A 12,170-nucleotide genomic window follows, 5' to 3' on the forward strand; every position below is an offset into this window, starting at 1 on the left:
TACTTACTAAAAGTATATCTCTAATATTGGCTCAGATTATTTATAGAAAAAATTTTGCTTGTTATTCGCCGATAGCTTTCATACGATGGTAGTCATTCAAATTTATTAAAATAATCGGGAGCCATCATGCAAGAGATAGAGCTAAAGTTTTTGGTACCAGAGTCGCGACTGAAAGGTTTGATGCGCCAAGCACGAGTCAAGTCTTCTGAGGTGACACAACTGGCTGCCCATTATTATGATACCCCAGACCAACAGCTTTCAGAGGCAGGCATTGGCTTGCGTATCCGTAAAGAAGGCGATGCTTGGGTACAGACCATCAAAGCGGGCGGCGATGGCATTGCAGCACGCCTAGAGCATAATGCGGTACTGGATAATGAACAAGTACAAGCGATGCTCGATAATAATACGCTCATGCCTGATTTAACCATTTATAAAAACACCTCTGTCGCCCCTGCTCTGGCTGAATTTAAGCTAAAAAAACTGGCTAAAAATCTCACACGGTTATATGTGACCGATGTAGAGCGCACCACACGATTGCTAGTGGATGATAGTGGTAGTGATGGTGACAATGATGCGAATAACCATGTCGAGATTGCGTACGATTATGGAGAAATTATTCACGGTAATGATGATACTCAGCGTGATGCTATTCAAGAGATTGAATTTGAGCTGGTATCAGGAGATATCGATTTTTTATTTGCAACCGCCAAAACTTGGTGTAAGCGCTACAAGCTTTGTTTGTCTACGGTGACAAAAGCTGAGCGCGGTGGTTTACTCATCACAGAACAGCAGCATAGTCCAGCTGCCCACGCTGACCTTGACCAGCTAAATATAGATAAAAAAATCAGCATGCCTGCCTTTGTGCGCGCAGCGGTACATAACTGTCTGTTGCAAATACTGCCCAATAGCAGCGCTATCGTCGCTGGCAGCGAAGAGGACGACCATGCATTACAACTATACATTGGTATTGTCCGCTTGCAAGCTGCCCTACAAGCATTTGTCAGCTATTCTGACGAAATCAATCCAGACTGGCTGCCGATACTACAACAAACAGCCATGTTATTGAATGAATATCGAGAGCTTGCCCACCTTGCCTCACATATAGAGCCTAACTTACAGCAGCATGGTGCACCTACAGTCGATTGGGCAACAGATATCGATGCGCTGAAGATTACTCCCAAGGATGCCATCTGTGCCAACGATTTTCAGCTGACTTTACTTGAGCTGATCGCCTTTACCATGAGCGACCCAAGCCTTGAACCGCAAGCTGATCAACTCGCCATCGATAAACTGGCAAAAACCTTATCCAAACAGCAGGCAAAGCTTGACAAAGCAGTACAAGAGCTACAGAGTAAAAAAGACGTTGGCTCAGATAACATTAATATAGAAAGCAATGATTTGGAAGATGACGATTTACAAAGTGTTGACTTAGACGATAGTGACTTAGAAAACGTAGAGTCAAAAAGTGACGATATAGAAAATATTATAGAAAATATTGATCTAGACGATAATAATGCAGAGCATGAGCTGCATGAGCAGTTAACCACCTTACTTTATATCAGTGAGTTTGCTACGCCATTATTAGATAAAAAAAAGTCAAAAAAGAAAAAAGCCAAAAATGAAAGCAAACGCTGGCTAAAACGTTTGGTAAAAGCGCAAACAGCTTTGACTCAATACCGCAATCATATAATGTATCAACAGCGCTATCAGTTGAAATCAGAGACAGATAGCAATGCCCTATATGGCGCTGGTTGGTTTGCCGCCATGCTAGTGAGAGACCTTAAGCGCACAGAAAAACGCTTGGCGAAAGTGACAGACAGCTCAGTATTGCGGTGAAAATGCTCTTATAGTCATTCCACTATAAAAGCATTACAGCGTTAGCCTCGCTTGAAGTATTTATAGTCGGTTCAATATAATTTGGATACAAGGAAGGCAAGCGAAAGTACTACAAATAGTAGACTAAGCGAGCCTGACACCGTATCTGATTTATATAGGATTGACTATAATATACATCTACACTCGGTTGCCTTGTACTACTTTTAAATTGAATCGACTATAGCAGCATGAACCAAGTTTAAAATAAACTAAGCTTAGAATAAAAAAGACAGCTCACTTTATATGGGCTGTCTTTTTTTAAGCGCTTGCTTTGAGGTGCTTTTTTTTGATTGGATGCTTAAACTCAACCATTTGAAAAACGTAATACTTCAACTTAGTTAAACGTAATTCAAAAATTACTATCCGCTTTCTACATCTAGCGTGTTTATAGGCTTAAGTATTTTATAAACCCAACACTTTCATACGCTCGCTAACTGGCTGATAGGTTTTCTCGCCAGCAGGCTCAACAATGTTACCGAACGGCATTTGCGCAACCAATTCCCAACTATCTGGGATAGCAAAAGCCTTAGCTGCGTCTTCATCCACAAGCGGATTGTAGTGCTGTAGGTTGGCACCAACATTTAAAGTACGTAGCTCTGTCCACATGGCATATTGATGCATGGCCGAGGTTTGCTGAGCCCAAACTGGGAATCTGTCTGCATATAACGCAAACTGCTCTTGCAGCGATTGAGTCACGTTTTTATCTTCATAAAACAGCACTGTACCCGCTGCTGCACGGAAGCCGTTTAACTTTTGCTTAGTCCCAGAAAAGTCGCCATCGCCGACGGCTGCACGCAGTTTTTCTTCAGCCATATCCCATAATTTCTGGTGCTCGGCACCAAACAGTATGACCAAGCGCGAAGATTGTGAATTAAAAGCAGAAGGGGTATGTAATAAAACCCGCTCTGCCATATTGACAATTGCTTGTGGCTCTACTGGCAGCTCATTGCCCAAAGCATATATTGACCGGCGTTCATCAAAAGCTTGTTGTAAAGTAACTAGGCTTTCTTTAGACATCGATATTATCCTTATAATTATCATAAAATATAGGTCAAACGAGCCATGTTTAGTATGGCTCGTCGATCATTCATAAGCAAGCTATTATATCAATATACTAAATAATATCTAGACTCTATAAAGTTTATTTTACTAATCACTCTATAACATTATTCTGTTTTACTTAGGGCATGTCCTGAGCCTGAACGAAAGTACCTAAATGGGCTAAAAATGGTTAATTAGCAACAATCGTCACCGATATGCCCTCTGCAATTTGGTCGAACAATTCAATAATATCCTCATTACGCATACGTACGCAGCCGTGCGAGAGTGGCGCGCCCATCGGTTCACTGTCTGGCGTACCATGAATGTAGATATAACGCTGATAAGTATCACAGCCACCTTGACTATTACTGCCTTTATTAAAGCCCTCTTCCACACCACTTAGCCAAAGAATACGGCTTAATATCCAATCACGCTCAGAATGTTGTTTGCCAAGCTCTGCACTATATATTTCGCCTGTAGGAACGCGTCCGATGAACACGGCATTCATGGGTTCATTTGCGCCAATTTTTTTGGCGATAAAGTGTTTGCCAAGAGGTGTGCAGCCGCTATCTTGTTGACTGCCAATGCCATTTTTAGCAGTAGACACCGTATATTGAGCCAATTCTCTATTATGCTGGTAGAGCGTTAATGTTTGCTTAGCAATGTTAACCACCAACTGCACATCAGAACTTTCGTTATTTTTCTCGTTATAGCTTTCGTTATTCTTCATAGAATGTTTCCAACAGTCATTTACCCAATAGATATCATTATTGACCGCGTGATAAGTAAGTGGATTTATTTTTTCTATTATTAAGGGATTGTATCAAGGCTTTTGGCACCGTAATATAGGGACACACTTTTTGATGCTAGCAGATTATGACGACTATTTCACCGACACGTGTGTCGATGTATGATTTTCTCTATCAAGATACCAAGCCAATGGTATCTTTATTGGCCGATGCCGCCAAGCTTTCATTACCACAAGCTCGATTGGCAATGGATGCCAGTTTGCAGGCCATTATCAGTGCCTTGCTTGCTTACCAGCAGCACAATGACGGACAAGCTGTGAGCAAAAAGCTATTTAGTCGCGGCGCTGTCAAAGAGCTACGCCAATATAATTCGATGAATTTTTCGACTATCAATGCGACGTTATATCATCGCCATGAAGCGGCGGATGCGATATTTTATGATAATGCTCGCGTGATTAAAGCGAGTGACTATATTGCTCAGCAGATTGACGCAACAACGCAGCAAGTACAGATACTCCTCACATCTCTATGCGTGATTGTCTTACGTGAGCTGGCTATTTTAGCCGACTATAGCCAACTTGATAGCAATGAGATGGATAAGTGGTTCGCTTTACAGCCACAGTTTTTATCAGCTGCTCGCTTTGCCATCAATAAGCCAGCGTCTGTCTCTGTTAAATTGAATGAGGTAAATGAAGATAACAGTCTAGTCGCAGCATCAGAGGTCAATTCAGACTCGGCAGTAAAAACAAAAGCAGCAGACGAATCCGACAACAATCCTCATACAGAACGTGCCTTATTAAGTGCAGAGCAGCTCGCTGACACCCCACCAGCGTTCAATCCTTACTGGCATGAGTTGACGACATTCAAGCCTGAAAATCAACAGCCTGTGCAAGATATGCAGTTGGCAACTGGCAATTATTTAAAAGCCATTGGACGCTCACCTGATAACTTGCAGCAAGGTCGTCATAACGACATGCTAGTCTTTACAGAAATGCAAGCCATTGCCTTGCCACACCAACGCTGGCTATTACAGCTCGCCAAAATCTCAGATATCTATCTCAGTCGTAATCGCCTACGTATTACCTCCGAACCTGCCAGCGCACCCAAACCACCTTTGGTAAGCTTGGGTTTAATTGGTGGTAATAACGACAATACACCGACCACCACCAGCGAAAAGCCCATTGAATACGAGGCATCAATACCCCTCTGGAAAAATCCGGTTATCCTGATTATTATTGCTGTGATCGGGGTGCTTGGCGGGCTTGCAACGCTCAAGTATCAAAGCCAAAAATCTGACGGTGTGTTACTGGCGACAGAAGAAGTCATAGAACAAGATATTATCGAAGAACGTCAACAGCAGGATGTGGCTATCGTCATGGTTGACGATGAGGAGCCTGATGACAAAGAAACAAAAGCGGCTCAATGATAAATAAAAGCTCTGAATACAGAACCTCTTAATTAGCAAAAAATCATCGAACAAATCTTCAAAAAATCCACAAAAAAAAGGCGCTATTCATATAGCGCCTTTTTTTATTCATGTATCTTATTCATGCTTTATCTAGCAAAGCATACTTACTTTGATAAATCACGACCACGGCTGGCTTCAATCGCCAGACGTAAACCGTTCAGACGGATAAAGCCTTCTGCGTCTTTCTGATCATAAGCACCAGCATCATCTTCAAAAGTCGCGATTTTTTCGTCAAATAACGAATCATCTGACTTACGACCAACAACGCTGACGCTGCCTTTGTACAGCTTTAGACGTACAGTACCATTGACATATTCTTGTGATTTGTCAATCAAGGCCTGTAGCATCATACGCTCAGGGCTGAACCAATAACCGTTATAAATGATTTTTGCGTAGCGTGGCATTAGCTCATCTTTTAGATGTGCCGCTTCACGGTCAAGCGTTAACGACTCAATGCCGCGATGCGCTTTTAGCATAATCGTACCCGCTGGCGTCTCGTAGCAGCCACGTGATTTCATGCCAACATAACGGTTTTCTACGATATCTAGGCGTCCGATACCATGCTGACCGCCAATCTCATTTAACTTAATCATGACTTCATACGGCTTAAGTGCTTCACCATCGATGGCAACGATGTCGCCTTTTTTGTATTCTAGTTCTAGATATTGTGCTTGGTCAGGCGCTTCTTCTGGGCTGACTGACCAGCGCCACATATCGTCTTCTGCTTCGGCGTAAGGGTCTTCTAAAATACCGCCTTCATAAGAGATGTGTAGTAAGTTGGCGTCCATTGAGTACGGAGATTTTTTCTTATTGCCCGCATAATCAATCGCAATGTTATGCTCTTTAGCATATTCCATCAAGCTCTCACGGCTAGACAAGTCCCACTCACGCCAAGGGGCAATGGTGACCACGTCAGGCGATAAAGCAACCGCGCCAAGCTCAAAACGGACTTGGTCATTCCCTTTACCAGTCGCGCCATGACTGATCGCATCGGCATTGTGTTCTTTAGCAATTTCAACCAAGCGCTTGGCAATTAACGGACGGGCGATAGAAGTCCCTAGCAGATACTCGCCTTCATAGATAGCGTTAGCGCGGAACATCGGGAATACATAATCACGGGCGAACTCTTCACGTAAGTCTTCAATATGGATATGTTTGATGCCCATAGCTTCAGCTTTAGCGCGTGCCGGCTCAACTTCTTCGCCTTGACCGATATCAGCAGTAAAGGTAATCACTTCTGCATCATAAGTCTCTTGCAGCCATTTAGCGATGATGGAGGTATCAAGACCACCTGAATAGGCCAAGACGATTTTATTAATATTTTTTGGATCAAGTTGAGCCATGAAGAACTCCTATTGTGAGCATTTAGTGTTAGGAAAAGCGCTAATATTCAATCAAAAGATAAATTACTTGCTCAGTGTACATCATATTTACTATAGGCAAAAGTGCAACTGCCCCATGGCATAAGCTTTTGATTTAAATTTTGGGTCGATAGATTTCAATTATTCACATATAGTTGACAGTTGACTGCCGCAAATTAAAAAACAACCCATCTATTATGTACAGATATTTAGCCGCATATTTAGTCAAGTAGGCAAATCTGTTATGATAGCGGTACAGTATCCCTTCCTTTTATTTCCGTATATGACGATATAGAGCGCGACGACATTATGACTGATTCGATTAGAGAGTTGACCATCCTTCAGCCAGACGATTGGCATATCCATTTGCGTGATGGCAAAGCATTGAGCACTACTGTATCGCACGCAGCAAACAGCTTTAACCGTGTCATATGTATGCCAAACTTAGTGCCTCCTGTTAAGAACACTGACGATGCGCATGCCTATCGCGACCGTATCATGGCGCACTTAGTAGCCAGTGAGCTGAGTGCTGAGCGCAAAACTGCATTCGATCCACGTATGACTTTATATCTCACTGACAAAACCACTGCCCAAGATATCGAGATGGCAGCAAAATCAGGTATCGTCCAAGCGGTCAAGCTTTATCCTGCTGGCGCGACTACCAATTCGGCTGATGGTGTCACCAATATTAACGCCTGTGTCGATGTTTTTGAAGCATTAGAAAAGTACAACCTACCACTATTGATACATGGCGAAGTGACGCAAGATCATGTGGATATCTTCGACCGCGAGAAGCGCTTTTTAGACGAAGTGTTGGCGCAAATCATTGTCAAATTCCCTACATTAAAGATTGTCGTCGAGCATATTACTACCAGTGATGCCGCTGATTTTGTCTTAGCACAAGGCAATCACATTGCCGCCACTATCACTCCGCAGCATTTAATGTTTAACCGCAATCATCTATTGGTTGGCGGTATCAAACCGCATTTTTATTGCTTGCCTATTTTAAAGCGTGAAAGCCATCAAAGAGTATTATTAGACGTGGCAACCAGTGGCAATCCCAAGTTTTTCTTAGGCACGGATTCAGCCCCGCATGCGACGGATAAAAAAGAAGCCGCTTGTGGCTGTGCTGGCTGCTATAGTGCCGCAACTGCCTTGCCATTGTATGCCACCGCTTTCGATAGCGTGGGAAAAATAGACAAGTTAGAAGGCTTTGCCAGTCGTTTTGGGGCTCAGTTCTATGGATTGCCAGTCAATGAAAGCACGATTACGCTTGTCAATACACCTATGCAAGTGCCAGCAGCCTACCCTTACTTTGATGGCTCATCATTGACCCCGCTTATGGCAGGCGAGACACTGCCTTGGTCTATCAAAGCATAAAACGCACTAAGCAAAACCATCTGTATTCTATTTTAACTTGAGAAGTTTAACCCTATGATAAGAATGACATCTGCTAACCAGCGGTGTGATTTGTATCATAGGTTATTTATTTTTCATTTAATGTCTTAATTCAATATAACAGTACGACTGATAAAAGCGATTTAACCAGATATGACCACTCCAAACGATGCCGCCTTACCTGACGAAAACCCATCAAACCCTGTAGATAATAGCATTAAGAGCCCATCAAATAGTCACACAGAAGATGCCGCAGCAGACGAGCTAGCACCAATGCGTCTAAAAGACCGATTTCGTAAGTTTCTGCCTGTCGTCGTTGATGTGGAAACTGCCGGCTTTAATGCGCAAACCGATGCTTTGCTAGAGATTGCCTGCATTCCTGTACTACTGAATGAGCAAGGCGTGTTTTATCCTGGGGAAGCATTCAATGCTCATATCGAACCCTTTGAAGGCGCGAATCTTGAGCCAAGTGCCCTTGCCTTCACTGGCATTGATCCCAACAATCCAATGCGTAAAGCCATTGCCGAAGATGAGAAAACAGCACTACGCCGTATCTTCAAAGGGTTAAAAGAAGTACGCCGTACTGAAGACTGCCGCCAGTGTGTCTTAATCGGGCACAACGCTCATTTTGACTTAGCATTTTTGAATGCGGCGGTGCTGCGTACCAATAACAAAAGTCACAACCCGTTTCATAACTTTTCAGTTTTTGACACAGTGACTTTATCTGCGCTGGCATTTGGTCAGACAGTACTAGCACGGGCTTGCAAAGCAGCAGGGCTTGATTTCGATGGTAATGATGCACATTCTGCCCTATACGATACACAAAAGACCGCTGAGCTGTTTTGTCATATCCTAAACCATTATCCTATGCTGGCTAATGCGATGCATACTGAAGAAAATAAAGAGGATTCGACTGAGAGTAGTCACAAATAATCCATTTATCACATATCCTATATTGCCAACTACCCATAATAGTGCTATTTGTAATACTTGATGACTTTAACATCTTGGTTTTACAATCAATAGGGATATGATTGATATCACAATAAATCAGCCACTTGTCTAACCGTTGAATATCATATTGTGTAAAACAATTCAAAAACCAGACAAGTTGTTGTAATTACTCACATTAGAACGTCTCGTTATATCCTATAGATGGTTTAAGTTGCCCCCATTGTCGCGATAGCCAGTACGATTCATGCTATCGAGGCGTAATAGGAGGGACTCTATTATGGATCCACAGCTTAAGTTATGGGGAACCATCCTCGGTTATATGCTGCTCGCATTGACTATTAGTGCTTGCACTTCACTATGGATTCGCTATCATTTAAAGCGTAATGACTTACATCCTCGCCGTGCGATCAAAAAAAGATACTTAATTTTAAAAAGAAGAAGAAAAAGGCTTGACAGCAAGCGCAGACGCTATTAGAATACGCACCACTTCAGCATAAAGGTGAAAGCAGCTGAGGTGTTGTGTTACTAGTCCCCATCGTCTAGAGGCCTAGGACACCGCCCTTTCACGGCGGTAACGGGGGTTCGAATCCCCCTGGGGACGCCACTATTTGGCGTCACTTATTAGCAAGTTTGCTGCAAAGCATCTGATAAGACTAATAAGCGTACCACCAAAAAGCCCAATCACAATACCATTGTGATTGGGCTTTTTTTATGCCTGTTTTTTATATCATGAGGTTCTTGATACCTTAGCACTCAGTTCGTCATCGCCGATTTACTTGATAAATGAAGCATAATTAATTTTATAGATAAGATCCAGTATTAGGTTCGCTCAAAATATTAAGATATATTTACTAAGTGTCGCTATCCATGGTTTCTATACCTAACTTGATGTTTTGTTTATTTATTGAATTTTTTATCATAAATTTAAGCAAAAAAATCCAGCATTGAATACTGGATTTTTAAATCAAACAATCTATTTTTACAAAAACTACCAAATCTTATCTGATAGCATTAGCCACAACAATGTCATCACAATCATGATACCGAGTACTGTTTGAATCAAGAAGAATGCTTGATGCTGACCAACAACCTTACTTAACGTCACCCCTAACGTGCTGTACTTGATAGGTGGCGTGTCAATATTGCCAGTTCTTGCTTGTTCCTCATAATACCCTTGTAAGATATCTAAAAATTCGCGCCATGCGTTAGAGCCCCAATCATAGGGTTTAAATGGCATGAGTTTTTTCAGCTCAGGCTCTTTGGTCATCCAACGTTCAAGTGTAATGGAGCGTAGAGACCAGTTCGAAAAACGGCGTTCGGTAATTTCTGAAAAATCTAAGATTTTTAATTCTTTATGTCGATCGTCTAATAATAAGCGATTCTTTAGATTGGTTAAATCTTGTTCTGACCCTTCTGCACATTGAAAAAAGTAGCCATTGCCATAGCAAAGAATACCCGTAACATTATCGGCTTGGTTACGCTCAATCGCGACCTCTGAGATGTCGTTAAGCGTGCTGGGGCTTGAAAGACCAGTCGAAGTAATTTGGCTTATATATATAAGCTGGCAGAGATCTGTCGTCACTGGATTTGTCGAATCGTTGATTGTTGACAATCAGCTTCTCCCTATTTTCAGGTAAATGTAGCTAAGACAACCATACTAAATTTAGAAAAAACATAGAAACAAGATCTTTGAAAATATCAAATAGGCTTGGTATATTATTGATTTTATAAATGTTTATATTAATTGTATTAAGTTGGTTACATCATAGGCTAGTTTAGTCATCAAAGCAATATATGTTTATCTTATATCATTAATTGAAAAAACCAAACAATAATTCGCAATTATTTATATCGAGAACTTGCACTGTGGTTTATGGGCAGCGATAGGATAAATAGGTAATATGGGAGAGGAAAGTTATGATAAAAATCGTCACCAATGAGCGATAAGACCACTGGCTCATTAATGAGATTGATACAGACTGATGTCTATTACGAATGTTTAATTATTTTTTGTCTACTCAGAACTGGGCATTAATAATCGCTGTGAGTAAAATAGCATCATCAGGATAAGTGAGCTTGATATTCTGGCGACTGCCAGTCACGAGGCGAATGGGTAGGTCTAAACATTCAAATGCACTGGCTTCATCAGTAATAGTGAGCTCGTGTTCAGCGACATAAGTCAATACTTTTTGCAGCTGACCTAAGCGAAACACTTGCGGCGTTTGTGCTTGCCACATATGACGGCGATCGATAGTACGTTTAGCGTAAGAATATGGGCTGCTACTCACTGTCAGGGTAACTACAGGCGTCTCACCTACAAGCTCAGATTGAGCGGTAGACTGCGGATAGGATTCCTTTAAAGTATCAGCCACCGGTGTCGCTAAGATAGCACCATAGGGCTCTAGCATCGCCGCTTCGATGACCTCTTCAATATCATGACTGGAAACCGCAGGACGCGCAGCATCATGAATAACAACCAAATCTGAATCGTCGGCTCCCGCCTCAATAATCGCCTTTACCCCTGCTCTTACTGACTGCCAACGCTCATCGCCGCCAATCACATATTTGATGGGGAGCGCAAAATTAAGCGTCTGTGCTGTACTGTCATCTGCTGCGACGACCAATAAACATGTATCAATATAAGCACTAGTAGCAAGCCGTGCCACACTATGCTGTAGCAAGGTCTGCCCTTGCAACATCGTATATTGCTTGGCGATAGAGGCACCAAAACGACTACCGCGACCCGCAGCGACGATCATGGCATGTACATTAGGGATGATATTCATAGGGCAATGTTCATAAAGTAGTATTCATGGTTAGAACCCATGACAGTATTGCTAGGGATAGACGAGGAATAAGAGAAGTAACGAATTTCAGGTGTATAAGGTTTCTATTATAGACAATAGAAGATCATAATTTTAGACAGTTAAGAGCAATTAATAACGGCTATGTGTGGTGGGCGCCGTAGATACTTGTACAAAGGTCTCGTTCGGCTTAATCAAACCCAAGTCTAAACGAGCGTGCTCTTCTACTGCCTCAAGACCAGTTTTTAAGTCATGCACATCAGTACGCAATAAGTTATTTGCTGCCACTTGGTTTTCGTTTAAGCGTTGTTGTTCTTCGATTTGAGTCAGCAATTTATTATGCTCAAAGCGACCATTTTCGCCCAGCCAATACTGATATTGCAGTCCCAAAAGGACGGCAACGGCTAGAGCAAGTAGCATAAATTGGCTAAAGTATTTCATAAGATAATAACGCCAAACAACATAGAGACAATAATAAAAATAAAAAACCAGCTAAGCTTGCTAGGCGATATATCACCAG

General features: G+C 42.1%; 11 protein-coding genes and 1 tRNA gene. 6 read left to right on the forward strand and 6 right to left on the reverse strand.

The window, feature by feature from the left end; all coding sequences use genetic code 11:
- Positions 1-126 precede the first annotated feature (126 nt).
- Positions 127-1,836: a CYTH and CHAD domain-containing protein gene (locus tag JMX82_RS08360; RefSeq protein ID WP_201540183.1), complete on the forward strand. Its 1,710-nt coding sequence runs from the start codon at positions 127-129 to the stop codon at positions 1,834-1,836.
- Between the two features lie 441 nt (positions 1,837-2,277).
- Here the strand turns inward: JMX82_RS08360 and JMX82_RS08365 are convergent, their stop codons facing one another.
- A complete protein-coding gene (locus tag JMX82_RS08365) occupies positions 2,278-2,892 on the reverse strand; it encodes a nitroreductase family protein (RefSeq protein WP_201540184.1) in 615 nt (204 codons plus the stop codon).
- Positions 2,893-3,106: 214 nt separating this feature from the next.
- On the reverse strand, positions 3,107-3,646 hold the full coding sequence (locus tag JMX82_RS08370; protein ID WP_201540185.1) for a L,D-transpeptidase: 540 nt from the start codon (positions 3,644-3,646) through the stop codon (positions 3,107-3,109).
- A 146-nt stretch (positions 3,647-3,792) separates the two neighbouring features.
- On the opposite strand from JMX82_RS08370, the gene JMX82_RS08375 reads away from it, so the two are divergent.
- On the forward strand, positions 3,793-5,091 hold the full coding sequence (locus tag JMX82_RS08375) for a hypothetical protein (protein WP_201540186.1): 1,299 nt from the start codon (positions 3,793-3,795) through the stop codon (positions 5,089-5,091).
- 146 nt (positions 5,092-5,237) lie between these two features.
- On the opposite strand, the gene JMX82_RS08380 is transcribed toward JMX82_RS08375, so the two are convergent.
- Positions 5,238-6,476 (reverse strand): argininosuccinate synthase, encoded by a 1,239-nt coding sequence (locus JMX82_RS08380; protein WP_201540187.1) that lies wholly within the window; start codon positions 6,474-6,476, stop codon positions 5,238-5,240.
- 327 nt (positions 6,477-6,803) lie between these two features.
- On the opposite strand from JMX82_RS08380, the gene pyrC reads away from it, so the two are divergent.
- From pyrC to JMX82_RS08400, 4 genes are all read left to right on the forward strand, one after another.
- Positions 6,804-7,874, forward strand: a complete 1,071-nt coding sequence (pyrC, locus tag JMX82_RS08385; RefSeq protein ID WP_201540188.1) for a dihydroorotase — start codon at positions 6,804-6,806, stop codon at positions 7,872-7,874.
- Between the two features lie 291 nt (positions 7,875-8,165).
- On the forward strand, positions 8,166-8,825 hold the full coding sequence (gene rnt, locus JMX82_RS08390) for a ribonuclease T (protein ID WP_201600334.1): 660 nt from the start codon (positions 8,166-8,168) through the stop codon (positions 8,823-8,825).
- A gap of 298 nt (positions 8,826-9,123) precedes the next feature.
- Positions 9,124-9,321 (forward strand): hypothetical protein, encoded by a 198-nt coding sequence (locus tag JMX82_RS08395; protein WP_140412980.1) that lies wholly within the window; start codon positions 9,124-9,126, stop codon positions 9,319-9,321.
- A gap of 53 nt (positions 9,322-9,374) precedes the next feature.
- Positions 9,375-9,450, forward strand: a tRNA-Glu gene (locus JMX82_RS08400).
- A gap of 384 nt (positions 9,451-9,834) precedes the next feature.
- Here JMX82_RS08400 and JMX82_RS08405 read toward each other — a convergent pair.
- From JMX82_RS08405 to JMX82_RS08415, 3 genes are all read right to left on the reverse strand, one after another.
- Positions 9,835-10,458, reverse strand: a complete 624-nt coding sequence (locus tag JMX82_RS08405) for a BLUF domain-containing protein (RefSeq protein ID WP_045444510.1) — start codon at positions 10,456-10,458, stop codon at positions 9,835-9,837.
- A gap of 406 nt (positions 10,459-10,864) precedes the next feature.
- Positions 10,865-11,632 (reverse strand): IspD/TarI family cytidylyltransferase, encoded by a 768-nt coding sequence (locus JMX82_RS08410; RefSeq protein ID WP_201540190.1) that lies wholly within the window; start codon positions 11,630-11,632, stop codon positions 10,865-10,867.
- A gap of 150 nt (positions 11,633-11,782) precedes the next feature.
- On the reverse strand, positions 11,783-12,091 hold the full coding sequence (locus JMX82_RS08415; protein WP_055125147.1) for an FtsB family cell division protein: 309 nt from the start codon (positions 12,089-12,091) through the stop codon (positions 11,783-11,785).
- Positions 12,092-12,170 lie beyond the last annotated feature (79 nt).

Source organism: Psychrobacter sp. 1044 (assembly GCF_904846525.1).
In the GTDB taxonomy this organism is placed as follows: domain Bacteria; phylum Pseudomonadota; class Gammaproteobacteria; order Pseudomonadales; family Moraxellaceae; genus Psychrobacter.